The sequence below is a fragment of the Paracoccus thiocyanatus genome, assembly GCF_900156255.1.
Classification (GTDB): Bacteria; Pseudomonadota; Alphaproteobacteria; order Rhodobacterales; family Rhodobacteraceae; genus Paracoccus; species Paracoccus thiocyanatus.
The window spans coordinates 25,068-47,711 of sequence record NZ_FTMK01000010.1 but is presented as its reverse complement, the minus strand read 5'-3'; the positions used below and the strand labels follow the sequence as shown (position 1 = coordinate 47,711).

Here is a 22,644-nt window from a genome sequence, read left to right as displayed (position 1 = left end):
TTTCTTGCACCCGCCCGGCGCGGGCGGATAATCTTTGGCGATGGAAAGCCAGACGCCGCCCGGACGGGCCAGATTGTCGGATGTCGCCAGGCGCGCGGGGGTCTCGGCCTCGACCGTCAGCCGGGTGCTGTCCAATCCCGGAGTGGTGGCCCATGCCACGCGCGAGGCGGTGATGCAGGCCGTGGCCGAAACCGGCTATCGCATGAACCACGCCGCGCGAAACCTGCGCAAGCAGCGGACCGGCTGCGTCGTGGCGCTGGTGCCGAACCTGGGCAATCCGTTCTTTGCCAAGATCCTGGACGGGATGGGGCGGGAACTGGCTGGTGCGGGCTATGACCTGCTGGTCGCCGACACGCTGGAAGACAGCGGTCGCCACACCCGGCTGGACCGTTTCCTGGACCCGTCGCGCGCCGATGGGATCATCCTCATGGACGGGCTGGCGCCCTTTGGCGACCTGGCGGGGCGGGCGGACCTGCCGCCGGTCGTCACCGCCTGCGAATGGATCGAGGGGGCGGACCTGCCCCGCGTCATGCTGGACAATCGCCAGGGCGGGCGGCTGGCCGTGGCGCATCTGCGCGCGCTTGGCCATTGCCATATCGGGCTGATCGGCGGCCCGCCCGGCAACGTGCTGCACCAGGCCCGCCACCAGGGCGCGCATGAGGGCGCGCATGAAGGTGCCGGGGGCGTCCGCCTGACCGAGTTTCCCGGCGATTTTACCATGCAGTCGGGACAGCGGGCGGCGCAGGCATGGCTGGCGCTGCCGCGCCCTGACCGGCCCACCGGCATCTTCGCCTTTTCCGACGAGATGGCCTGCGCCTTCATGTCCGGGCTGCATCGCGCCGGGCTTGCGGTGCCGCGCGACGCGTCCATCGTCGGGTTCGACGATATCGAACTGGTCTCGCACCTGTCCCCGGCATTGACCACGATCCGCCAGCCCAAGCGCGAGATCGGCCGCAAGGCGGCGCGGATCATCCTGGATCGCATCGCCGGGCGCGAGATTGCGCCCGTCACCCTGCTGGCGCCCCGGCTGATGGAACGCGAAACGACGGCGCCGCCGCCCCCGTCATAAGCGGCCGTCCGGCGCGCCTGCCCAGGGCTAAAGCGCCGCCAGCCGCTCGGCCAGATGCGGCAACCGCGCCAGCGTCGCCGCCAGCCGTGTCCGCCAGGACGGGCCCTGCGCCATCGCCGTCTCATAGGCGTCGCGCAGATCGTCGGGGCGTTCCTCGGCCAGCGCCTCGATCAGGAACGCGGCCTGCGCCCGGTCCTTGCGCGCCTTCAGCGCCTCCGGCCCCTCGCGCCTGCGGTCGGCGACGATCAGCTTGTGGATGGCATAGCGTTCGGGCCGCGGCACCTGGATCAGGAAGCCGGCGCGGTAAAGCAGCGGCACCCGGATCGGCTCGGCGATCAGGAAGTTCAGGTAATGCAGGCTCTGCGCCGAAACTCCCAGCGCCGGCAGGTCGCGCAGCCCTTCTGTGCCGTCGAAACAGGGGGTCAGGAACTCGACCAGCGTCTGCTGCTCGCCCTGGCGCCAGCGCCAGACCCGCTGCCCCTCGACCGAGGGCAGGGGGGCAAAGCGCAGCTCGCGGAACACCTCGGCCAGCGGCTCGGTCACCTGGTCGCCCAGCACCAAGGACAGCCGCTCGAAGCTGGCGATGTCGATGTCGTCGGTCATCGCCGTCTGGTCGAAACCCAGGCGGATGCCCAGTTCCCCCTCGTAACAGCGGAACGCCTGGGTGCCGACCAGCGTGCCCCCCAGCCGGAACACCCCCGCCCGCGCCATGGCCGAGATCACCTGGCCGGTGCCGCGGTCGGTCATCAGGCAGCCCTCGGCCCGCAGGACGCGCATCAGCCGCGAGCGTTCGCGCTGGCTCTGCCTCTCGGCCTCGCGCAGGGTCTCCAGCCGGTCCAGCCGCGCGCGCAATTCCTCGCCATCCTCGCCGATATAGCGGTCGAGCGTGCGGTCGCCGATGCGGAAATGATCATACCAATAGGCCCTTTGCCCGACCTTCTTCAGCCGCGGCACCCCGCGCAATTCGCTGACCGCCGCATCCTTGAGATGCCGCAGCAAATCGGTCCAGGCCGCCACCGCCACCGGCGAAAGATGCTGCATCACCGCGCTACCCCACAGTTTCTTCCTTGTGGGGCAAGGATAATCCCCTCGCGTCTACCCCACAAGAAAAAATCTGTGGGGTAGGACGTGACTGCCCGATTTCACCGTTTCTCAAATACTCATGCACCCGCGCAACCTGGCACCGCACCGGCCGGCTGGGTCCCATGTTCGGCCACCCATTCCAGGGCGCCGGCCAGCACGGCGTCATGGACCGCCGCCCCGATCGCCTCGCCAAGCGCGGTGTGCAGCCCGGCAAAACCCGTGCCGCCGGCGTCGCAGGCGACCGCGATGCAATCGGTGCCGGTGCCGGTGGCGCGGCCGGTCGGCAGTTCGATCCCGGCGGCGATCACCGCGGCGGTGCGGGCCTCGGCCACGATGCTCAGCGCCTCGATCATCGCGGCATCGGTCAGCCCGCCTTCGATCAGCAGGGCGATGTTGATGGTGCCATAGCCGCGGGGCTGGACCATGCGACGCCGGCCGACCCGTTCGGCATTGCCCAGTCCGACGGTGGCCAGGCAGGCCGCCGGCCCGGCATGGGCCATCCGGTAATGGCGCAGCGCGCGCGAGGTCATCATGCCCACGTCGCCGCCATGGTCGATCCGCGCCATCTCCTCCCCCAGCCAGGCCGCGGCATCCAGGTCCGGGGTCAGGTCGGCATCGCGGACCTGGCGGATCAGGATATGCCGCGCGCTGCGAAAGCCGGGGCGATGCGGGGCAAAGGACAGCACCCGCCGCTCTCGTCCCAGATCGGCCACCAGCCAGGGCGGGGCCAGCCTGACCCGCAAATCCGTTCCTGCCACCGCCATCCCCCGCGCCCATGCCGGCCGGGTTTGCGCCATCGCCGGGCGGCGATCAATGCCCTTTCAGATATGCAGGGCGTGACCCAGCGCGCGCAGGCAGGCTTCGTGCAGCGCCTCGCCGCGGGTCGGATGGGCGTGGATGGTGCCGGCGATGTCCTCCAGCCGCGCGCCCATTTCCAGCGCCAGGGCAAAGCCGCCGGCCATCTCGGCCACGCCGGCGCCGACCGCCTGGATGCCCAGCACCTCATGCGTGTCGGGGCGGGCGGTGACGCGGACGAAGCCCGTCTCGTCGTCCGAGGTCATCGCCCGGCCGTTGGCGGCAAAGGGGAAAAGGCCGGTCACGACCTCGCGCCCCGCCGCCGCCGCCTCGTCGGGGGACAGGCCCACCGAAACGATCTCGGGGTCGGTAAAGCAGACCGCCGGGATCGCCCGCTTGTCCCAGGCGCGGCGCTGGCCGGCGACCAGTTCGGCCACCATCTCGCCCTGGGCCATGGCGCGATGGGCCAGCATCGGCTCGCCGGTGACGTCGCCGATGGCCAGCACGCCGGTCATCGAGGTGCGGCAGCGCTCGTCGATGCGGATGAAGGGGCCGGCCATCTCCAGCCGCAGCCCGGCCACCCCAGCGGCGGTAGCGCGCGGGCGGCGGCCCACCGTCACCAGCACCTTGTCGGCCTGGATGTCCTCGGCCCCGTCCACGCCGGCGACGCGCAGCGCGCCGCTGTCCGACAGCCCGCCGGCCCGCGCCCCGGTCAGCACCCGCACGCCCAACTGCGCCAGGCGCTGCGCCACCGGCCGGGTCAGTTCGGCATCGTATTGCGGCAGGATGCGCGACGCGGCCTCGACCACCGTCACCTGCGCGCCCAGCTTGGCATAGGCGATGCCCAGTTCCAGCCCGATATAGCCGCCGCCGACCACGGCCAGCCGGCCCGGCACCTTGGTCAGCGCCAGCGCGTCGGTCGATGAGATGACCTTGCCGCCAAAGGGCAGCGCCGGCACCTCGATCGGCTCCGAGCCGGTGGCGATGACCAGCACCTCGGTGCGGATCTGCACCGGGCCCTCGGGCGTCTCGACCAGCACGGTCTTGCCGTCGCGGATGCGGGCATGGCCCGTCACCAGCCGCACTTTGGCCTTGCGCAAAAGCGTGGCGACGCCGCCGGTCAGCCGCTCGACGATGCCGTCCTTCCAGGCCATGGTGGCGCCCAGGTCCAGCCGCGGCGCGCCCGCCGAAATCCCCATCGACGGGGTCGAGGAAAGCTGGGCAAGCCGATGATATTCCTCGGCCGCATGGATCAGCGCCTTGGACGGGATGCAGCCCACGTTCAGGCAGGTTCCCCCCGGCGGCTCGGCATCCACGATCACCGTGTCGACGCCCAACTGCCCGGCGCGGATGGCGCAGACATAGCCGCCGGGGCCGGCGCCGATGACCAGCAGCCTGCATTGGATCTCGCGCATCGCTCAGCCCTCCACGAAGATCAGCGCCGGGGTTTCCAGCAGCTCTTTCAGCCGCGCCACGAAGACGGCGGCGTCCCAGCCGTCGATCACCCGGTGGTCGAAACTGCATGACAGGTTCATCATCTTGCGCGGCTCGAAGGCGGCGCCGTTCCAGTGGGGCCGCACCGCCAGGCGGTTGACGCCGACGATGGCGACCTCGGGGACGTTCAGGATCGGGGTCGAGGCGATGGCGCCCAGGGGCCCCAGCGAGGTGATGGTGATGGTCGAGCCGGCAAGCTCGTCGCGCTTGGCGGTGCCTTCCTTGGCCGCCGCGCCCAGCCGCGCGATCTCGGCCGCGAGGCTGCGCAGGTCCAGCGCCTCGGCATGGCGCACGACCGGCACCATCAGCCCATGCGGGGTCTGCGCGGCGATGCCCAGATGCACCCCGCCAAAGCGGCGGATCAGCCCGGCCTCGGCGTCGTAATGCGCGTTCAGCATCGGCTGTTCATGCAGCGCGCGCACGATTGCGCGGGCGATGAAGGGCAGCGGGTTCAGCCGCATCCCCTTGCCCTGCGCATTCATCCGGGCGCGCAGGTCTTCCAGGGCGGTTGCGTCCACTTCCTCGACGATGGTGATCTGCGGGACGCGGTTGGCGGCCTCCATGCGTTCGGCGATCTTGCGGCGCAAGCCGATGACGCGGATGTCCTCGACGCCGGTATCCGCCTGCGGGCCGGAAGGGGCGGGAATGCCGCCCGAGGCGATGAAGGCATCCAGATCTTCGTGCCCGATCCGGCCGGCCGGACCCGAGCCGCGCACCAGCCGCAGGTCCACCCCCGCCTCGCGCGCCCGTGCCCGCACGGCGGGCGAGGCGATGGGCCGCTCGCCTTCGGCGCGCAAGGGCGCGGCGGGCGCGGCCTTGGCCGGCGGTTTCGCGGCCGGCGGTTCCGCCTGGGGCGCGGGCGCGGGCGGCGCTTCGGCCTTGGGCTGCGCCGGTTCGGGATCGGCGGGGGCGGTTTCGGCCTGCCGCGACGGTTCCGCCGGTGGCGCATCGTCCGCGACATTGCCCGGCCCGTCCACTTCCAGCCGGACCAGCTCGGCGCCGACGGCGATCACGTCGCCGGGCTGGCCTGCCTGCCAGACCACCGTGCCGGTGAAGGGGCAGGGGATTTCCACCGTCGCCTTGTCGGTCATGACCGCGACCATCGGGTCGTCCTCGCGCAGGATGTCGCCGGGCTGGGCCAGCCATTCGGCGATCTCGGCCTCGGCGATGCCTTCGCCGATATCGGGCATGCGGATTGCGTGGATACCCATGTCAGGCCACCTCGACCAGTTGACGCAATGCCTCGGCCACCCGTGCGGGGCCGGGGAAATAGCTCCATTCGTGGACATGCGGATAGGGCGTGTCCCAGCCCGCCACCCGCCGGATCGGCGCCTCCAGGTGCCAGAAGCATTCGGCCTGCACCAGCGCCGCCAGTTCCGCGCCATAGCCCGAGGTCAGCGTCGCCTCGTGCAGGATCAGGCAGCGGCCGGTCTTGTTGACCGAGGTCACGATGGTTTCCATGTCCAGGGGCAGCAGGGTGCGCAGGTCGATCACTTCGGCATCGACGCCGCAATCCGCGGCCGCGGCCAGCGCGACATGGACCATGGTGCCATAGGTCAGCACCGTCACCGCGCGGCCCTGGCGGCGGACCGCCGCCTTGCCCAGCGGCACGGTGTAATGCCCCTCGGGCACCTCGCCCAGCTCGTGGCTTTTCCAGGCCGTGACCGGGCGGTCGTGATGGCCGTCGAAGGGACCGTTGTAAAGCCGCTTCGGCTCCATGAAGATCACCGGGTCGGGATCCTCGATGGCGGCCATCAGCAGCCCCTTGGCGTCGCGCGGGTTCGAGGGCACGACGGTCTTGAGGCCCGTGACATGGGTGAACAGCGCCTCGGGCGATTGGCTGTGGGTCTGGCCGCCGAAGATGCCGCCGCCGGTGGGCATGCGGATCACCATCGGACAGGTGAACTCTCCGGCCGAGCGATAGCGCAGCCGCGCCGCCTCGGACACGATCTGGTCATAGGCGGGATACATGTAATCGGCGAACTGGATTTCCACCACCGGCTTCAGCCCGTATGCGGCCATGCCGATCCCCGCCCCGACGATGCCGGATTCGTTGATCGGCGTGTCGAAGCAGCGGGTCTTGCCGTATTTTGCCTGCAAGCCGGCGGTGCAGCGAAAGACGCCGCCGAAATAGCCCACATCCTCGCCGAAGACCACGACGGCGGGGTCGGCGCCCATCGCCACGTCCAGCGCATCGCGGATCGCCTCGATCATCGTCATGCGTGCCATGTCAGAACCCCGCCTCGTGACGTTGCTTCAGAAGATGCGGCGGCATCTCGGCATAGACATCCTCGAACATGTCGGCGGGGCTGGGGTGCTGGCCGTGATGCAGGGTGCCGATGGCTTCGGCGCGTTTCTGCATCTCGGTGATCTCGGCCAGGATCTGCGCCTCGGCCTGCTGGTGGCGCTCGTCGCTCCAATGGCCAAGCGCGATCAGGTGGTTTTTCAGCCGCAGGATCGGGTCGCCCAGCGGCCAGGCCGCGCTTTCCTCGGCCGGGCGATAGGCGGACGGGTCGTCCGAGGTCGAATGCCCGCCGGCGCGATAGGTGACATATTCGATCAGCGTCGGACCCAGGTTGCGCCGCGCCCGTTCCGCCGCCCAGCCGGCCACCGCCAGCACCGCCAGGTAGTCGTTGCCGTCCACCCGCAGCGAGGGGATGCCGAAGCCGTGCCCCCGCGCCGCAAACGTGCCCGACCCGCCGCGCGCAATCCCCTGAAAGGTCGAGATCGCCCATTGGTTGTTCACGATGTTCAGGATCACCGGCGCCTTGTAGGTCGAGGCAAAGACCAGCGCGGCGTGGAAATCGCTTTCCGCCGTCGAGCCGTCGCCGATCCAGGCCGCCGAGATCCTGCGGTCGCCCGAGATGGCCGAGGCCATGGCCCAGCCCACCGCCTGGATATATTGCGTCGCAAGATTGCCGGAAACGGTGAAGAAGCCATGCGCCTTGGAGGAATAGCAGACCGGCAGTTGCCGCCCGCGCATCGGGTCCTGGGCATTGGAAAACACCTGGTTCATCATCGAACTGATGGGATAGCCGGCGGCGATCAGCAGCCCGGCCTGGCGATAGGTCGGGAAGTTCATGTCGCCCGGCGCAAGTGCGCGCTGGAAGCCGCAGGAAATCGCCTCTTCGCCCAGGTGCTGCATGTAGAAGCTGGTCTTTTGCTGGCGCTGCGCGTTCAGCATCCGCGCGTCGTAGATGCGCAGGGTCATCATGTGGCGCAGCCCCTCCAGCAGGTCGTCGGGGGTGATCTCCAGCGCCTCGGCCCAGGGGCCGACGGCCTGCCCCTCGCGGTTCAGGACGCGGATGATGGTGAATGCCAGGTCGCGCATCGCCTGGGGGTCGGCATCGACCTCGGGGCGGCGGACGCTGCCGGCCCGCGCAATGGCTACATGCGAGAAATCCGGCTGGCCGCCGGGGCGGACCTCGGGCTCTGGCACCACAAGGCCAAGCGGCGGATAGTCGTCGGGGTCTGGTCTCTGCATCGATACCTCCCTGGTCCGGGCGATGGTCGGGCCCCCGCGGGTCCCTTTCCCGGCTTCTTCCATGTTGATGATGCCACAGATCGCCGCAAAATCTTCTTTCTTTCTTTCCGCGCATCGACCAATCTAAGAAAGATTCTTTCGACGATCCGGGGCTGACATGAGCGGACCTTCTGCATCGCGCCAGATTGACGCGACCGACCTGAGGATCCTGCGCGAGCTGAGTCGCGATGGGCGGCTGTCCAACAGCCAGCTTGCCGAACGGGTCGGGCTGTCGCCCAGCCCCTGCTGGCAGCGCACCCGCCGGCTGGAGGCCGAGGGCGTGATCCGCGGTTATGCGGCGATCCTGGACCAGTCGCGGCTGGGCGCGGCCGAAACCGTCATCATCGAGATCACGCTGGAGCGGCATGACGAAAAGGTGCTGGAGCAGTTCGGCCGCGCCATGGCCGCCATCCCCGAGGTGCAAGAGGTCTATATGACCACCGGCGAATATGATTACCTGCTGAAGGTCGCGGTCAGCGGCACCCGCGGATACGAGGAATTCCTGCGCCGCAAGCTTTACCGGGTGCCGGGGATCAGGAACGCCCGCTCGATCTTTACCCTGCGCTGCCTGAAGGAACGCGGCACCGTCCTGGCCTTGCAGCCCGAGGCGGAATAGGGGCCGGCTTAGCCGCGCAGGCGATAGACCCAGTGCCGGGACAGCAGAAAGACCATCGCCGAGATGATCGCCGTCACCAGCACCTGCGCCGCAAACAGCGGCGCGCCCAGCCCCTGGACCAGGCCGGCCATCAGCCCCGCGTTCAGCGCCATCGCCCCCAGATGCATGGCGACAAAGCGCGCCATGCTGCCCAGGTTCGGCGGGCCGGCGCGAAAGGTCAGCCAGCTTTGCAGCGCGTAATTGTAAAGCATGCTGATCGCATAGCAGGCCGAGGTCAGCACGACGATGCTGTCGATTCCGTCGCGCAAGCCCCAGAGCAGCAGGAAATAAAGCCCGGTGGACGAGGCCCCGACCAGCACGAAGCGCAGGATCTGCCAAGGGTCCGCCCCGGCGCTGTTCAATCCGCCATCCTTTCGAACAAGGTGCCGAACCCGCCCTGCATGGCCACGCGGTAGCCGTCCCCCATATGGGACAGCAGCGCCGCCAGCATCGGCCGGCCCGGCCCCGCCGGCACCAGCCCGCCGCCATCGGTCGCGGCAAAGGGCGCGCCCATGATCAGCACGAAACGCGGGCGATGGGTTTCCAGCCCGTCGCGGATCTCGGCCATCCAGGCGTCGTAAAGCGGGAAATCCGGCTGCATCAGCTCGACCGCGGGGGTGATGAAGCGATGCGCGGGCAGTCTTTGCGCCAGATAGGGGATCTGGTGAGCGGTGCCGTATTGCACCATCCGCTCATCCGGGGTGCTGCCGGTGCGGATGATCTGCACCAGCCGCTCCTGGTCCTGGGCCGAGATGTCGAAGCCGCCGGTGACCGGCGCAATGCCGCGGCCGCGAAGATCGGCCAGCAGATGCGCGTCGCCCGCCAGTTTCGCGCCGATGCCCGCCACGACAAGCGCCGTCATGGCCACAAGCGCGCCGCCGGCCATCGCCCGGCGTCGCGGGTCGGATGCGTCCCGCCGGGCGGCGGCCAGGCGGTCCAGCGCCACCGCACTCAGCATCACCAGCAGCGGCAGAAAGCCCGCAAGGTGATAGCCGAAGCCCTTGCCTTGCGCGAAAAAGGACAGCAGGATCGCGGCGGCCAGGCCCAGCACCAGCATCAGCGGATAGCGCAGGCCGCGGTCGCGCGTGATCCACAGGGCCAGCCCGACCAGGCCGCAAAGCGTCATCCAGTGCCACCAGCGCCCGAACAGCACCAGCAGCGTCTGGCCCATAGCCATCGGCGTCTCGTCCGCATAGACCTGCGCGGTGAACAGCACCGATTGCCGATACCAGTCGTCCAGATTGCCCACGGCCAGCGCCCAAAGCACGACGGCCAGCACGACCAGCGCAAAGCCCGCCGCCGGCGCGGCCAGGCGCGCAGCCGTCCCATGCCGGCGCGGCCAGCCGATCCAGGCCCGCGGCAGCGCCTCGATGATCAGCAGCCCGGCCAGCACGGAAAGATAGGTGGGGCGGACCATCACCGCCGCGCCGACCAGCATCCCGGCGCAGGCCAGGCCCGCCAGTTCGCGCCGCGCCGGGGCCAGCATGGCGCAGCAGGCCATGACCGACAGCCCCGCGGCGATGATGTCGCGCTGCCCCGCCATCCAGCCGCCGGCGGTGACATAGACCGGCGGATAAAGCGCCAGCGCGACAAAGGGCGCCAGCCGGAACCCCGCCCGCCACAGCAGCGCCGCCGCGGCGATGGCCACGCCCTGCATCAGCAGGAAATCCGCCAGATGCCACGCCCAGGGGGCCGGGCCGAAAAGCCGCAAGGCCGCCAGGTGCAGCAGCATCGCGCCCGGCCAGTTCATGTCGAAGCTGCCCGAATAGAACGGCATCCCCTGGGTCGCCATCCAGGCCATGTAGTCGAATTGCGCCTGGTCGGGCGACGGCTCGACCTTGAGCCACAGCAGGCACAGCACCGGCGCCGAGGCCAGCCACAGCGCCAGCAGCCCGCGGCGCAGCAGGGCCGCGCCACCGCTTGCCGAGGCATAGGCGGGGGGAACAAGCATGGACATGGCGGGCCTCCCTTCAGGCCAGGCCGCTGCGGGCCATGGTGGCGATGCGCGAAATCCCCGCCACCAGCGAGGTCGCCTGCCAATCGGCGGGCAGGGCGGATGGCAGGAAGCTCATGTCCTGCATGTTCGACGGATGGGGATCGAATTGCAGCAGCAAGGGCCGCTCGACCCGCTCGCGCACCCGTTCGATCACCTCGAAGACCGAGGCCGGGCGGCCGCGCGCCAGCAGCAGGACCTGCATCTCGGCGCGGTCTTCGGGCGCGGCGATCCGGCGGGCGATGTAATGGCCGATGTCGTCGGCCAGCACATAGTCGCGCAACGTGTTGGGATTGCCGAAGATGCGCGTGGTCCGCCCCGTCAGCCCGTTCGCGACCAGCGCCGCGACCAGCCCCACGCGTTTCGAGCGCGTCGCCCCATAGACCGAGCTGGGGCGATAGACATGGCGGCGGTCCAGCCCCTCGGCCCGCGCCAATGCCTGTTCCTGCGCCAGCTTTCCCGCGCCATAGGCGCGCAGCGGCCGCGGCCGGGTTGCGGACGAGCAATGGGTCTGGCTTTCGAACAGCCCGCCTGCGGAACTGATCATGTGGAAATCGACCGGCCGGTCGCGGCGCAGCGCCTGGGCCATGCGGATCAGCTCTTCGACCAGGGCGGTTTCCTGCCGCATCTGCGCCTGGTCCGAACCGAAGCCGCTTTGCCCGCCGGCCCAGACCAGCGCCACGGGCAAGCGCGGGGGCAGGGCGGCCGCGATCGCATCCGCCTGCGCCCGCCGCCGCGGCGCGTCGTGCCAGTCATAGGGAAATTCGACCCCGCGCGCGCCAAAGCGCAGCCGCAAGGCGCGGTCCACCGCGCCGCCGATCAGCCCCAGGCCGAACAGCAGGATGACCGGCTTGTCGCCGCCGTCGATCTGCAAAAGCTTCATCGCGGCAAATCCGGGGCGGTTTCGAACCATTGCCGAACCGCATTATCGCCGGATCGGTCGATGGTGAAAAAGGTGGGCTTGCCATGCACCTTGAGAACCAGCGACGAAAGATATTGCAGCACGATGCCCAGCATGAAGGCCGAAAGCCCGCCAAAGAACATCATCGCCAGGAATAGCGAGGTCCAGCCCTGCACCTGGATATCCGCCGGATAAAACAGCTTGACCGCCAGGAAATAGACCGATGCCAGGACGGATATCGCCATTGCCGTCAGCCCCAGCACGGCGCCTATTCTCAGCAGCTTGATCTGGCTGGAAAAGATCATCCTCCAGGCATGGGACAGCAGCGACCGCAGGCTGTAGCCGCTGCGGCCGGTGCGCATATATCTTTCATCCTTCATTTCCACGCGGATCGCGCGGATGCTTTGCGTGAACCAGCCCAGCGTGATGTCCAGATAGGTATCATGCGAACAGACGCTGGCCGCCGCCCGCGCCACCGGCCCGCGGATCAGCCGAAAGCTGTTAAAGCTGGGCAGGTTGGGATTGTCGGTCAGCCATTGCATCAGCCGCTTGAAGCTGCGCGAGGTCAGGTCGCGGATCGCCGCGCCGTGGACGGCCGAGACGGGATTGGCATAGACGATATCTGCCCGCTCCAGGACCGCGCAGCGCAGCATCTGGGTGATAACCTCGGGGCGGTGCTGCAAATCCTCGTCCATCGTGACCACCCAGTCGCCGGAACTGTGCAGGATGCCGACGATGGTGGCGGGGTGCTGGCCGAAATTGCGCGACAGGTGCAGCGGCACGATCCAGTCGTGCCGGCGGGCCAGCGCCTCGATCCGCGCGGCGGAATCGTCGATGGCCGCATCGTCGACGAATATCGCCTCGGCCAGGAAAAACGGGGTCTGCTGTTGCTGCCATTGCCGGCGCAGCCCGTCCAGGGCCTCGGCCAGGGGGGTCAGGTAATCGCTGCCGCAATAGACCGGCACCACGATGCTGACCATGATGCCTTGTATCTTGGAAATCTCGGACATATTCGCGTTGGCCCAGGTTTTACCAGTTGACGATTCCCGTTTACCCTTTGGCTGCCAGGCGCTGCGATCCCCCCAAGGCTTTGGCGGCGTTAAATCGAATTGCGTCACCGCTTATCGGGCACGGCTTTGCGCCGCTGCCGATAAGACATTCTTGATTCCCGTCGAATGATACGATGCCTTGTTGGAAAGCCTGCCCGCATCCCTGATAAAAAACAAGCATTTTCTGGCTTGTATCGGCGTGGATAAAGACAACCCCGGCGCGACCATTGCCGCGGATATTCCAGGCGCATTGACCGGGCCGCCGGCAAAGGGCTAGAAGAAATGGCCGCGGTCCCGATGCGGCGCGCCAGGACCCATCCAGATAAGGGAATCGCCATGCCGCCCCTTGGACGTTTTGCCGCCGTTCTGGCGCTGGCGCTGGCCGCGCCTTTGGCCGTCCTGGCCGATTTCAACGCCGAACCGCCCAATGCTGCGGGCCAGAGCCCGGCTTTCGCCGGCCAGACCCGCGCCCCGGTGATGGCGCAGGCGATGCGGCTGATGCGCCAGCCGCTGGTCCAGGACCTGCGCCACCCCTGGGGAATGGCGCTTTTGCCCGATGGCGGGCTGCTGATCACCGAACGTCCCGGCCAGTTGCGGCTTTACCGCGATGGTGGGCTGTCGGCGCCGATTTCCGGCCTGCCCCCGGTCGATGCCCGCGATCAGGGCGGCCTGCTGGACGTGGCGATCGCGCCGGATTTCGCCCGGACCCGGCAGGTCTGGCTAAGCTTTTCCGAGCCGCGCGGCGGCGGCGAAAACGGCACCGCGGTCGCCACCGGCCGCCTGTCGCCGGACGGCGCGGCGCTGGAGGAGATGCGGGTGATCTTTCGCCAGCAGCCGGGCGTGGAATCGCCGCTGCATTTCGGATCGCGGCTGGTCTTCGGCCCGGACGGCTATCTTTACGTCACCGCGGGCGAGCGCGCGATCCCGCCGGACGTGCCGGTGGCGCAGGATCTGGGCAACCATCTGGGCAAGGTGCTGCGGCTGGATCCGGCGACCGGGCAGGCTGCGCCGGGCAACCCCCTGGCCCGGACACAATCGGCGCAGCCCGAGATATGGACCTATGGCCATCGCAACATCCAGGCCGCGGCGCTGGACGGGCAGGGCCGGCTTTGGACGGTCGAGCATGGCCCGCTGGGCGGGGACGAACTGAACCTGCTGGCCCCGGGGCGCAATTACGGCTGGCCGGTCATCAGCTATGGGCTGGACTATGGCGGCGGACCCATCGGCCAGGGGATCACCCGGCAGGACGGCATGGAGCAGCCGGTCTATTACTGGGACCCGGTGATCGCCCCCAGCGGCATGGTGTTCTATGACGGCGCGATGTTTCCCGAATGGCGGGGCGACGCGCTGATCGGCGGCTTGCGGGCCGAAGCCCTGGTGCGGCTGCGCATCCAGGGCGACCGCGTGACCGGCGAACAGCGCCTTGTGCCGGGCATCGGGCGGGTCCGCGATGTCGAGATTGCCGCGGACGGCGCCCTGCTGGTGCTGATCGACGACGATCCGGGGCAACTGGTCCGGCTGACGCGCCGGGGCACCGTGCCGGACTAGCCGCCAACCCCCTTGAAAACACGGAAACAATGACCATCTTGAGTGATGGGCCTGGGGTCCGTCGGATTTTCTTTGCATATGGGGCTTTTCTTGGTGGGCTGCGGCTTGGACAGGTTCGTGCTGCGTCTTGAACAGGCGCTTGGGTGGCCCCGGCCCCGTTGACACGCCAGGCGTGGACGGACGGCCGGGGTTACGCGAACCCAACCCGTCTTTCCAAGAGGTCTTGTCATGCTGCGCGCCTATCTGCCTGCGGTTTGCCCGCATTGCGGCCAGGATGTCCCCAGGGCTGCGGCCGGGCGATGTCCGATCTGCCGCTCTCCGTTCCACCTGCCGTCCCGGCTGCCCGAGCCGCGCCGCCTTGCCCGGCGGCGGCGGATAAACGAGGTCGATAATGACCAAGGATGAGCGCCCGCCCGTGGGCGCGCTGTGGCGCAGCGCGGCGGCGGTCCTGGCGGCGCTGGCCATCGCCACCCTGGTCGAGCCGCTGGCGCTGCGCCATCCAGACCTGTCCGCCTTGCAGCTTTGGGCGCAGCCGCTGCGCAATGCGGGCCTGTCGGTGGCCTGCTTTGCCGGCGCCAAGCTGGCGCATGGCCTGGCGGCGCGCCGGCTGCTGCGGCGGCGCAAGGGCCGCCGCGCGGTCCCCAAGGTGCTGCTGGACCTGCTGTGGTTCGTGCTGCTGGCCGTGGCCACGCTGGCCAGCCTGTCGCTGTTCTTTCGCCAGGACCTGTCGGGCATCCTGACCGGCTCGGGGCTGGTGCTGGCGGTGCTGGGCTTTGCCATCCGCAACGCCGTCGCCGACGTGTTTTCGGGGCTGGCCATGGGGATCGAGGCGCCCTTTCGCATCGGCGACTGGGTGCGCATCGAAACCCTGGCCGAGGGGCGGGTCCAGGAAATCGGCTGGCGCACCACCCGGCTGGTCACCCGCGACAGCACTTATGTCATCCTGCCCAACAGCCAGATCTCGTCGCGCCGGATCACCAATTTCAGCGCGCCGCGCCAGGAATATCGCGACCATGCGGAACTGACGCTGCCCGTCGACCTGCCGGTGGCCCAGGCGGGCGAACTGATCGCCCAGGCAGCGACGGCGGCGCGCGCCATCTCGGCCGGCAAGCCGCCCGAGGTGCAGGTGACGCATTTCGGGCCGGCCGGCATCACCTATCGGGTGAAATACTGGGTGCCGCAGCATGACCGGGAACTGGCCTGCCGCAACGAGGTGCTAAGCCTGATCGACGCCGCGCTGCGCGAACAGGGCATCCGGCTTTCCGCGGGCCGGATGCCCTGGGACGGTGCCGAGGTGCCGGGACCGGCAGGCCCGTCCCAGCCGCAGGGCTAGGTCGGCGCCAGTTCGGGACTGGCGGCGGCCGGTTCCGGGCGCAGGCCGATGCGGGCGGGATCGGCCGAGGTCAGGTAGATGTGATGAAAGGCGTCGGCCCGCCCGCCGACAAGCTGGATATCGTCGCGCCGCCAGTGCCAGGGCTGGCTGTCCAGCGCCCGCTCGAACGGGTCGGAAACGGTCGCCGACCAGAAGGCGGCGATGCCGCCCGGCCGCAGCGCCTTGCGCAGCACCGCCAGCCCGCCTTGGCCGTAAAGCCGGCCGTTCGCCGGGCGCACGGTGAAATCCGGCCCGTTATCGGTGTCCATCAGGATCACGTCGAAACCGGCGCGATGTTCCAGCAGCACCTCCATCACATCCGCCACGCGCAGGGTGACGCGCGGATCGCGCAGCGGGTGGCCGGCCAGATGGCCGATGCGGCCGCGGTTCCAGTCGGCGATTTCCGGGATCAGCTCGCAGACCGCGACCTGCGCGGCCGGCCCCAGAAGCTCTAGCGCCGCGCGCAGGGTAAAGCCCATGCCCAGCCCGCCGATCAGCACGCGGGCGTCGTGCCGGTCGTGCAGGCGCAGGCTGCGTTCGGCCAGCAGGGTTTCGGACTGGTGGTTGAGGTTGGACATCAACTCCAACCCGTTGAAGCGGATTTCGTAAAGGCTGCCGCGTTCACGCAGCAGGATTTCGTCGCCCGCCGCCGTATCGGCGCGGGCCAGGGTATTCCAGATGGGCATAGGGTCGATCCCCGAGATCGGGCCGGCCGCAAGGCCGCCCGTCGATTGCGTGACGGTTGGGAAATGGCCTGGGGTTGCCCGCGTTCAATGCGCGGACAACCCCGGCACATTGTTGGCCCTGAAACCGATCAGCAGCGGAAAGACCGCCGAAGGATGCGAATGGCCGGGCTGCGGCGCCGGGCCGCGATCCCGGCACAGCCGATCCTGTCCCATCGCCCGCCCCTATGCGGCCGGGCTGACCGGGCCGGCCCGGCTGACCGACAGCATGGTCAGTTCGCGCGTCTCGCCCGACCGCGTTTCCCAGGTGAAGCGCGCCCCTTCGCGCAGGCCGATCAGCGCCACGCCGATGGGCGTCAGCACCGAAGCGCGGCCGGCGGCGATATCGGCGTCCTCGGGCCAGGTCAGCACGACGGTCTGTTCGCGTTCCGTCGTCTCGTCGCGAAAGGTCACGGCGCTGCCGATGCCGGCCACGTCCGCAGGTGTCTGGCCTGCCGGCAGGACGCGGGCGCGGGCCAGTTCGGTCAGCAGCCGGTCGGCAAGTTCGGGATTGCGCGCCATTGCCCCCTGGGCAAGACGCTCCAGCCGGTCGAGCGTGTCGCTGGCGATGACGACCGGCGGTCGCGATGTTCTGGCCATGTCTGCTCCTTCAAATGATGTCATGCCGTGCCCTGGCCGCCATGCGGCCCTGGGACGGTTGGTCTGGCTGGATCGGGGGACCCCGGACGCGAGGTTAGCGCGGCGCCGCCTCTGTCCGGGGCAGAGGGCGCGTCAGCAGCAAACCGGGACGAAGCCGGCTCCTGCAAGGAGGAAGGCGCGTGATCATGGACCCAGTCTAGCCGCCGCAGCCCGCCGAGTCGAGAGCGTGTGCGGCAATGGCCGCGCCCCTGCCGGGGCGCCTGCGGTCAAAGGCCGTAAAGCGCCCCGGCCAGCGCCAGCCCGATCACCAATAGCGGCGCGACGATCCCGCCCATCTGCCGGGGGTCGGATTTGGAAATCGCTTGGTTCCTGCGCATGGGATGCCCGCCTGCTCTGTTCGTTATGCATAGTTAAGCACAACGAAGGGCAAGTCAAGCGTCATCCCGCCGCACCCCCTGGCGGCCGGGGCGGCGACTAGCGGGCGAAGCCGCTGATCTGCGGCAGCCAGGTGGACAGGGCCGGCACGAAGGTCAGGATCAGCAGCGCCGCCATGGCCGCCAGGAAAAAGGGCGGCAATTCGCGGATCAGCGCCGAGGGCCTTTGCTTGGTCGCCGAAGCGACGACAAAGATCAGCCCGCCGACCGGCGGCGTCATCAGGCCAAAGGTCAGGTTCACGATAACGATAATGGAGAAATGATCGGCCGCGATGCCCAGGCTGTGGGCGATGGGCGCCAGGATCGGCACCAGGATCATCACCCCCGGCAGCGGGTCCATGAACATGCCGAAGACCAGCAAAAGCAGGTTGACCATCAAAAGGAAGGCGACGGGCGACAGGTCCATGGCGATCACCGCATCGGCCATGGCCTGGGGCACGCCCTCGATGATCAGCACCCAGGCAAAGGCGCGGGCGGCGGCCAGGATCATCAGCACCGCCACCGACATGATGGCCGAGCGCAGGAACGCCCCCCACAGGTCCGCCAGCGTGAAGCCGCGATAGACGAAGGCGCTGGTCAGGATGGCATAGAACACCGCCACGACCGAGGCTTCGGTGGGCGTGAACACCCCGCCGCGGATGCCGCCGACGATCAGCACGATCAGAAGCAGCGCCGGCAGGGCGGTGAATGTGTTGCGCAGCATCTGCCCGGCCGGCGGGCGCGGCTCGGCGCTGCGATAGCCGCGCTTGCGGCTGATCCACCAGTTCACCCCGGCCAGCAGCCCCGCGATCAGCAGGCCGGGCAGGATGCCGGCCATGAACAGCGAGCCCACCGAGGTGTTGCGGTCCTGCAGCGCATAGATGATCATGGTGATCGAGGGCGGGATGATCGGGTCGATCACCGCCACGGAAATGGTCAGCGCCCCGGCATAGGCCTTGGCATAGCCGCTGCGCTCCATCATCCGGGCCATCATCGCGCCCGGCCCCGCGGCCGAGGCGAGCGCCGAGCCGGAAATCCCCGCAAACAGCGTACCCGTCAGGATATTGGCATAGCCCAGGCCGCCGCGCAGATGGCCCACGAATTGCGAGGCAAAGCGCAAGAGCATCCGCGAGATGGCGCCGGTGGACATGATTTCGGCCGCCAGGATGAAGAAGGGCACGGCCAGCAGCGGAAAGCTGTCCAGGCCGGTGAACATCTCCTTGACCACCACCACCAGCGGATAGCGGCCCGACAGGCCCACCGCGGCAAAGGCCGCCATCGCCAGGGCAAAGGCGATGGGCACCCCCATGACCATCAGGATCAGGAAGGCGGCGATCAGGATCTCAACCAAGGGCGGCCTCGTCGGAATGCTGCAAGCCGGCGCGCAGGTATTGCGGCGCGATCAGGGCCAGATGGACGATCATCAGCGCGAAACCTGCGGGCATCGCGGCATAGATCCATTTCATCGGCACCTGAAGCGCCGCCGAACGCTGGATCGCCATGCGGTTCATGTAGTCGATGCCGACCCAGACCATGAAGCCGAAAAAGCCGAACATCACCAGCAGGATCAGCCCGCGCAGCGCCAACTGGCCCCGCGTGGGCAAGGCGTCCTGGGCATTGGTGATGGCGGCATGGGCGCCATGGCGCAGCGCCAGCCCGCTGCCCAGGAAGGTCAGCCAGATCATCGAATAGCGCGCCACCTCGTCGGCCCAGGTCAGCGAATTGCCGGTCAGGTAGCGGCCGGCGACGTTCCAGCCCAGGATCGCCGCCATGACGGCCAATCCCAGGACCAGCACGGCGCCGTTCGCCGCGACGAATGCGCGTTCGATGCGGCGCATGGGCTTATTCGACCGCCTGGATGCGGTCCATCAGTTCCTTGCCGAACTGCGCCTCATACTGCTGATAGGGGCCGGCCAGCGCCTCGCGGAAGGCGGCCTTCTGCTCGGGGGTCAACTCGTTGACCGCCATCCCGGCATCCTTCATCGAGGCGACGCCCGAGGCATCGACATCGTCCACATAGGCGCGCATCGCGACGACCGCGTCCTTGGCCGCCTTGTCGAAGGCCGCCTTCTGCGCGTCGTCCAGCCCGTTCCACAAGGCGGGCGAGACGAGGATGATGGTCGAGGAATAGACATGCCCGTCCAGCGTCAGGTATTTCTGCACCTCGTTCAGCTTGGCCGAGACGATCACCGAAAGCGGGTTTTCCTGTCCGTCAATGGCGCCCTGTTCCAGCGCGCCGATCACCTCGGGCCATGCCATGGGCGTGGGTGCGGCGCCAAGGGCGCGGAACGCTTCGATATGGACGGGGTTTTCCATGGTGCGGATCTTCAGCCCGTCCAGATCGGCCGGCGCCTCGACCGCGCCGCGATTGCTGGTGATGTGGCGGAAGCCCTGTTCGCCCCAGGCCAGCGCATGCAGGCCGGCGGGGTCGAACTTGGCCAGCATCTCCTGGCCGATCTCGCCGTCAAGCACCTTGCGGGCATGGTCCTTGTCGCGCAGCAGGAAGGGGATGCCCAGAACGCCCACCTCGGGCACGAAATTGGTCAGCGTCCCGTCCGAGGCGATGGTCATCTCGACAGTGCCAAGTTGCAGCCCCTCCAGCACCTCGCGCTCGCCGCCCAGCCCGGACGAGGGGAAATGGCGAAAGCTGAACTGATCGCCCAGGCTTTCCGTGAGCGAGGCTTCGAACGCCTTGGCGCCGGCGCCGTAATGGCTGTCCTCGGCCAGGGCATAGCCGATCTTGATTTCCTGCGCGAACGACGGCGCGGCGACAGCGGCGCAAAGCAGCGCCGCGGCAAAGACGTGTTTCATGGTGGCTCCCTTCCCCATCTTCGGTGTGGATTTAGCGCCACCATACCGGAAAGTGCAATCCTGTAGCGACCGGGACACGGGCTGGGGCACGGGCTGCGGGACGGGTCGGGGCCTGGAAGGGCCGGCGCGGCCTCCGTCAGTCCCTGCCGCGATCGGCTTCGGCCAGGGCGCGCACCACCTCGTCGTCGCTGGTCTGGTCGAAGTCGCGATAATGCATGCCCACGGCGTGGAACGGCTCGGGCATGCGCAGGCAGATGACCTCGTCGGCCTCGGCGCGGATGCGTTCCAGCACGTCGGGCGGCGCCACCGGGACGGCGACGATCACCCGCGCCGCCCCCAACTGCGCCAGCGCCCTAAGCGCGATGCGCATCGTCGCGCCGGTGGCGATGCCGTCATCGACCACGATCACCGTACGGCCCCGCGTCGCCGGCGGCGGGCGGTCGCCGCGATAAAGCTGGCGCCTGCGCTCGATCTCGTGCAGTTGGCGGGCCTTTTCGGCCTTGATGTGGTCCTGGGTCGCGCCGGTCGCGGCGACGATCTGGTCCTCCAGCAGCAATTGCGGCGGCGATCCGTCCACCACGGCGCCGATGGCCAGTTCGGGATGCGACGGCGCGGTGATCTTGCGCACCAGCAGCACGTCCAGGGGCGCGTCCAGCACCCGTGCGACCTCCAGCCCGACCGGCACGCCGCCGCGCGGCAGCGCCAGGACCAGCACCGGCTGGCCGCGATATGCGGAAACCGCGGCGCCAAGCTGCCGGCCCGCATCCGTACGATCTGAAAACATCCCGCCCCCTTTTTTGTCCTTCTCGGCCAAACCGCTGTGGCGGCCGGAATGTTCCCCGCCCCGTCCATGCCGGCGCATTTCCCGGCGGGCGCGGGCTGCATCTTGCGCGCGGTTTTGCCGAAACCGGCCGCGGCGGCAGATGCCGATGGACGCTTGGGCCGGGACGTATTAGGAAGATGGCCAAGCCAGGGCTGGCAGCCCGTCCCGACACAAAGAACCAAGAAGAAACCGAGCAGACAGATGCAATCCGGCAAGAGCGCGGCCCAGACCGTCGCGACCGTGAAGCCCCTTCAGATCCGCGGCCGCACCTTCACGGCCATCGCGCTGCATCTGAGCGGCCGGCCGGACCGCGCCTTTTTCGAGGCGCTGGAGGCGCGGCTGAACCAGACGCCGCTGTTTTTCGACAATGCGCCCCTGGTCATCGACCTGGAACAGGCCCAGGGGCTGGACGGCCCCCAGGATCTGGTCCACCTGGCGGCCGAGCTGCGGCGGCGCAAGCTGTCGGTCTTTGGCATCCAAAGCGGCACCCCCACCCAGGCGCGCGCCGCGGCCGAGGCGGGGCTGATCTCGTTGCCCGGCGGGCGCGATGCGGCGCTGGAGCGGGTCTCGCGCCAGGGCAGCCGCCCGGAACCCGCCCCCGCGGCCGCAGCGAAAGAGCCGGCGAACCGCATGGTGACGCAGCCGGTGCGGTCGGGCCAGACGGTCTTTGCCGACCGGGGCGATCTGGTCGTCGTCGGCTCGGTCAGTTCCGGGGCCGAGGTGATCGCGGCCGGCAATATCCATATCTATGGCCGGCTGCGCGGCCGGGCGCTGGCGGGCGTGAACGGCGACGCCTCGGCGCGCATCTTCTGCCATGCGCTCGATGCCGAATTGCTGGCCATCGCCGGGCTTTACCGCACCAGCGAAAACCTGGGGCCCGATACGCCGCGCCACCATGTGCAGGTCTATCTTGAAGGCGAGGTGCTGCGCATCGAGGCCCTGGCATAACCCATGATCGAAAGGAAACGCTCGTGAGCAAGGTTATCGTAGTCACCTCTGGCAAGGGCGGCGTCGGCAAGACGACCTCCTCGGCCGCCATCGGCGCGGGGCTTGCCATGCGCGGCCACAAGACCGTCGTGATCGACTTCGACGTGGGCCTGCGCAACCTGGACATGATCATGGGTTGCGAGCGCCGCGTCGTCTTCGATTTCATCAACGTCATCCAGGGCGACGCCAAGCTCAAGCAGGCGCTGATCAAGGATCGCCGGCTTGAGAACCTGTATGTCCTGCCGACCTCGCAGACCCGCGACAAGGACGCGCTGACAAAAGAGGGCGTCAAGGCGGTCCTGGACGAGCTGCGCCAGGAATTCGACTATATCGTCTGCGACAGCCCCGCCGGCATCGAACGGGGCGCGCATCTGGCCATGTATTACGCCGACGAGGCGGTGGTTGTGACCAACCCCGAAGTGTCGTCGGTGCGCGACAGCGACCGGGTGCTGGGGCTGTTGAACAGCAAGTCGGCGCTGGCCGAAAAGGGTGATGGCAGCGCCGTCAAGGCCCAGCTTCTGCTGACCCGCTTTGACCAGAACCGCTCGGCCAGCGGCGACATGATGAGCGTCGAGGACGTGCTGGAAATCCTGGCGATCCCGCTTTTGGGCATCATTCCCGAAAGCACCTCGGTGCTGAAGGCGTCGAACGAAGGCACGCCGGTGTCGCTGGACGAGAAGTCGCCGGCCGGCAAGGCCTATATGGATGCCGTCGGCCGGCTGGTGGGCGAACAGATCGAGATGCGCGCCACCCCCGGCGAACAGCGGCGCGGCTTCTTCCAGCGGCTGCTGGGACGGACGGCCTGA

General features: G+C 68.7%; 23 protein-coding genes. 7 read left to right on the top strand and 16 right to left on the bottom strand.

Translation table 11 applies throughout. The features are described from left to right. The first annotated feature begins 40 nt into the window (after positions 1–40). Entirely contained in the window at positions 41–1,069 is a 1,029-nt protein-coding gene (locus F3H32_RS09315; protein WP_149765611.1) for a LacI family DNA-binding transcriptional regulator, read from the top strand. A gap of 27 nt (positions 1,070–1,096) precedes the next feature. Here F3H32_RS09315 and F3H32_RS09310 read toward each other — a convergent pair whose 3' ends face one another. The 6 genes from F3H32_RS09310 to F3H32_RS09285 all read right to left on the bottom strand — a co-directional run bounded on the left by F3H32_RS09310 (position 1,097) and on the right by F3H32_RS09285 (position 7,925). Next, on the bottom strand, positions 1,097–2,113 hold the full coding sequence (locus F3H32_RS09310; RefSeq protein ID WP_223191394.1) for a nucleotidyltransferase family protein: 1,017 nt from the start codon (positions 2,111–2,113) through the stop codon (positions 1,097–1,099). A gap of 116 nt (positions 2,114–2,229) precedes the next feature. Then, positions 2,230–2,949, bottom strand: coding sequence for an adenosylcobinamide amidohydrolase (locus F3H32_RS09305; protein WP_149765609.1), 720 nt, complete (start codon positions 2,947–2,949; stop codon positions 2,230–2,232). A 24-nt stretch (positions 2,950–2,973) separates the two neighbouring features. Continuing rightward, positions 2,974–4,362 (bottom strand): dihydrolipoyl dehydrogenase, encoded by a 1,389-nt coding sequence (gene lpdA / locus F3H32_RS09300; protein ID WP_149765608.1) that lies wholly within the window; start codon positions 4,360–4,362, stop codon positions 2,974–2,976. 3 nt (positions 4,363–4,365) lie between these two features. Beyond that, a complete protein-coding gene (locus F3H32_RS09295) occupies positions 4,366–5,652 on the bottom strand; it encodes a dihydrolipoamide acetyltransferase family protein (protein ID WP_149765607.1) in 1,287 nt (428 codons plus the stop codon). A gap of 1 nt (position 5,653) precedes the next feature. Further along, the gene (locus F3H32_RS09290) at positions 5,654–6,670 is read right to left on the bottom strand and encodes an alpha-ketoacid dehydrogenase subunit beta (protein WP_149765606.1); all 1,017 of its coding nucleotides are present in this window, start codon (positions 6,668–6,670) and stop codon (positions 5,654–5,656) included. Between the two features lies 1 nt (position 6,671). Beyond that, on the bottom strand, positions 6,672–7,925 hold the full coding sequence (locus F3H32_RS09285) for a 3-methyl-2-oxobutanoate dehydrogenase (2-methylpropanoyl-transferring) subunit alpha (RefSeq protein ID WP_149765605.1): 1,254 nt from the start codon (positions 7,923–7,925) through the stop codon (positions 6,672–6,674). Between the two features lie 157 nt (positions 7,926–8,082). On the opposite strand from F3H32_RS09285, the gene F3H32_RS09280 reads away from it, so the two are divergent. After that, positions 8,083–8,580: an Lrp/AsnC family transcriptional regulator gene (locus F3H32_RS09280; protein ID WP_149765604.1), complete on the top strand. Its 498-nt coding sequence runs from the start codon at positions 8,083–8,085 to the stop codon at positions 8,578–8,580. 8 nt (positions 8,581–8,588) lie between these two features. Here F3H32_RS09280 and F3H32_RS17705 read toward each other — a convergent pair whose 3' ends face one another. The 4 genes from F3H32_RS17705 to F3H32_RS09265 are packed head-to-tail and all read right to left on the bottom strand — an operon-like array spanning position 8,589 to position 12,523. After that, positions 8,589–8,981, bottom strand: a complete 393-nt coding sequence (locus F3H32_RS17705; protein ID WP_188128632.1) for a GtrA family protein — start codon at positions 8,979–8,981, stop codon at positions 8,589–8,591. Then, positions 8,978–10,576, bottom strand: coding sequence for a hypothetical protein (locus F3H32_RS17700; RefSeq protein ID WP_188128631.1), 1,599 nt, complete (start codon positions 10,574–10,576; stop codon positions 8,978–8,980). The genes F3H32_RS17705 and F3H32_RS17700 overlap by 4 nt, the downstream gene beginning before the upstream one ends. Positions 10,577–10,589: 13 nt before the next feature. Beyond that, a complete protein-coding gene (locus F3H32_RS09270; RefSeq protein WP_188128630.1) occupies positions 10,590–11,495 on the bottom strand; it encodes an NAD-dependent epimerase/dehydratase family protein in 906 nt (301 codons plus the stop codon). Next, entirely contained in the window at positions 11,492–12,523 is a 1,032-nt protein-coding gene (locus F3H32_RS09265) for a glycosyltransferase (RefSeq protein WP_149765601.1), read from the bottom strand. Before F3H32_RS09265 ends, F3H32_RS09270 begins: the two co-directional genes overlap by 4 nt. A 178-nt stretch (positions 12,524–12,701) precedes the next feature. Here F3H32_RS09265 and F3H32_RS17695 point away from each other — a divergent pair, with 178 nt between their 5' ends. The 3 genes from F3H32_RS17695 to F3H32_RS09255 all read left to right on the top strand — a co-directional run bounded on the left by F3H32_RS17695 (position 12,702) and on the right by F3H32_RS09255 (position 15,443). Next, positions 12,702–12,839 carry a hypothetical protein gene (locus tag F3H32_RS17695; protein ID WP_188128629.1) on the top strand — a complete coding sequence of 46 codons (138 nt, stop codon included), beginning with the start codon at positions 12,702–12,704 and terminating at the stop codon, positions 12,837–12,839. Positions 12,840–12,898: 59 nt separating this feature from the next. Next, a complete protein-coding gene (locus F3H32_RS09260) occupies positions 12,899–14,110 on the top strand; it encodes a PQQ-dependent sugar dehydrogenase (protein WP_149765600.1) in 1,212 nt (403 codons plus the stop codon). 391 nt (positions 14,111–14,501) lie between these two features. Next, a complete protein-coding gene (locus F3H32_RS09255; RefSeq protein WP_149765599.1) occupies positions 14,502–15,443 on the top strand; it encodes a mechanosensitive ion channel family protein in 942 nt (313 codons plus the stop codon). On the opposite strand, the gene F3H32_RS09250 is transcribed toward F3H32_RS09255, so the two are convergent. From F3H32_RS09250 to F3H32_RS09225, 6 genes are all read right to left on the bottom strand, one after another. Beyond that, positions 15,440–16,168 (bottom strand): spermine/spermidine synthase domain-containing protein, encoded by a 729-nt coding sequence (locus F3H32_RS09250; protein ID WP_149765598.1) that lies wholly within the window; start codon positions 16,166–16,168, stop codon positions 15,440–15,442. The genes F3H32_RS09255 and F3H32_RS09250 overlap by 4 nt on opposite strands. Before the next feature lie 222 nt (positions 16,169–16,390). Next, complete coding sequence (gene rnk, locus F3H32_RS09245; RefSeq protein ID WP_115755763.1) at positions 16,391–16,804, bottom strand: nucleoside diphosphate kinase regulator; 414 nt, start codon at positions 16,802–16,804, stop codon at positions 16,391–16,393. A 474-nt stretch (positions 16,805–17,278) separates the two neighbouring features. Beyond that, entirely contained in the window at positions 17,279–18,568 is a 1,290-nt protein-coding gene (locus tag F3H32_RS09240) for a TRAP transporter large permease (protein ID WP_149765597.1), read from the bottom strand. Next, positions 18,561–19,055 (bottom strand): TRAP transporter small permease, encoded by a 495-nt coding sequence (locus tag F3H32_RS09235; RefSeq protein ID WP_149765596.1) that lies wholly within the window; start codon positions 19,053–19,055, stop codon positions 18,561–18,563. Before F3H32_RS09235 ends, F3H32_RS09240 begins: the two co-directional genes overlap by 8 nt. 4 nt (positions 19,056–19,059) lie before the next feature. Continuing rightward, positions 19,060–20,028: a TRAP transporter substrate-binding protein gene (locus F3H32_RS09230; protein WP_115755766.1), complete on the bottom strand. Its 969-nt coding sequence runs from the start codon at positions 20,026–20,028 to the stop codon at positions 19,060–19,062. A 136-nt stretch (positions 20,029–20,164) separates the two neighbouring features. Continuing rightward, positions 20,165–20,812, bottom strand: a complete 648-nt coding sequence (locus F3H32_RS09225) for a phosphoribosyltransferase (RefSeq protein WP_149765595.1) — start codon at positions 20,810–20,812, stop codon at positions 20,165–20,167. 240 nt (positions 20,813–21,052) lie between these two features. Here F3H32_RS09225 and minC point away from each other — a divergent pair, with 240 nt between their 5' ends. Both minC and minD read left to right on the top strand, forming a co-directional pair. Further along, positions 21,053–21,799 carry a septum site-determining protein MinC gene (gene minC, locus F3H32_RS09220; protein WP_149765594.1) on the top strand — a complete coding sequence of 249 codons (747 nt, stop codon included), beginning with the start codon at positions 21,053–21,055 and terminating at the stop codon, positions 21,797–21,799. 23 nt (positions 21,800–21,822) lie between these two features. Beyond that, positions 21,823–22,644, top strand: coding sequence for a septum site-determining protein MinD (gene minD, locus F3H32_RS09215; RefSeq protein ID WP_149765593.1), 822 nt, complete (start codon positions 21,823–21,825; stop codon positions 22,642–22,644).

Excerpts from the sequence above, each read along its gene's own strand:
- F3H32_RS09265 (WP_149765601.1), bottom strand. The coding sequence starts at position 12,523 with ATGTCCGAGATTTCCAAGATACAAGGCATCATGGTCAGCATCGTGGTG.
- F3H32_RS09250 (WP_149765598.1), bottom strand. The coding sequence starts at position 16,168 with ATGCCCATCTGGAATACCCTGGCCCGCGCCGATACGGCGGCGGGCGAC.
- F3H32_RS09230 (WP_115755766.1), bottom strand. The coding sequence starts at position 20,028 with ATGAAACACGTCTTTGCCGCGGCGCTGCTTTGCGCCGCTGTCGCCGCG.
- minC (WP_149765594.1), top strand. The coding sequence starts at position 21,053 with ATGCAATCCGGCAAGAGCGCGGCCCAGACCGTCGCGACCGTGAAGCCC.
- F3H32_RS09225 (WP_149765595.1), bottom strand. The coding sequence starts at position 20,812 with ATGTTTTCAGATCGTACGGATGCGGGCCGGCAGCTTGGCGCCGCGGTT.
- F3H32_RS09255 (WP_149765599.1), top strand. The coding sequence starts at position 14,502 with ATGACCAAGGATGAGCGCCCGCCCGTGGGCGCGCTGTGGCGCAGCGCG.
- F3H32_RS09315 (WP_149765611.1), top strand. The coding sequence starts at position 41 with ATGGAAAGCCAGACGCCGCCCGGACGGGCCAGATTGTCGGATGTCGCC.
- lpdA (WP_149765608.1), bottom strand. The coding sequence starts at position 4,362 with ATGCGCGAGATCCAATGCAGGCTGCTGGTCATCGGCGCCGGCCCCGGC.
- F3H32_RS09260 (WP_149765600.1), top strand. The coding sequence starts at position 12,899 with ATGCCGCCCCTTGGACGTTTTGCCGCCGTTCTGGCGCTGGCGCTGGCC.
- F3H32_RS09285 (WP_149765605.1), bottom strand. The coding sequence starts at position 7,925 with ATGCAGAGACCAGACCCCGACGACTATCCGCCGCTTGGCCTTGTGGTG.
- F3H32_RS09295 (WP_149765607.1), bottom strand. The coding sequence starts at position 5,652 with ATGGGTATCCACGCAATCCGCATGCCCGATATCGGCGAAGGCATCGCC.
- F3H32_RS09290 (WP_149765606.1), bottom strand. The coding sequence starts at position 6,670 with ATGGCACGCATGACGATGATCGAGGCGATCCGCGATGCGCTGGACGTG.
- F3H32_RS09235 (WP_149765596.1), bottom strand. The coding sequence starts at position 19,055 with ATGCGCCGCATCGAACGCGCATTCGTCGCGGCGAACGGCGCCGTGCTG.
- F3H32_RS17700 (WP_188128631.1), bottom strand. The coding sequence starts at position 10,576 with ATGTCCATGCTTGTTCCCCCCGCCTATGCCTCGGCAAGCGGTGGCGCG.
- F3H32_RS09270 (WP_188128630.1), bottom strand. The coding sequence starts at position 11,495 with ATGAAGCTTTTGCAGATCGACGGCGGCGACAAGCCGGTCATCCTGCTG.
- F3H32_RS09280 (WP_149765604.1), top strand. The coding sequence starts at position 8,083 with ATGAGCGGACCTTCTGCATCGCGCCAGATTGACGCGACCGACCTGAGG.
- rnk (WP_115755763.1), bottom strand. The coding sequence starts at position 16,804 with ATGGCCAGAACATCGCGACCGCCGGTCGTCATCGCCAGCGACACGCTC.
- F3H32_RS09305 (WP_149765609.1), bottom strand. The coding sequence starts at position 2,949 with ATGGCGCAAACCCGGCCGGCATGGGCGCGGGGGATGGCGGTGGCAGGA.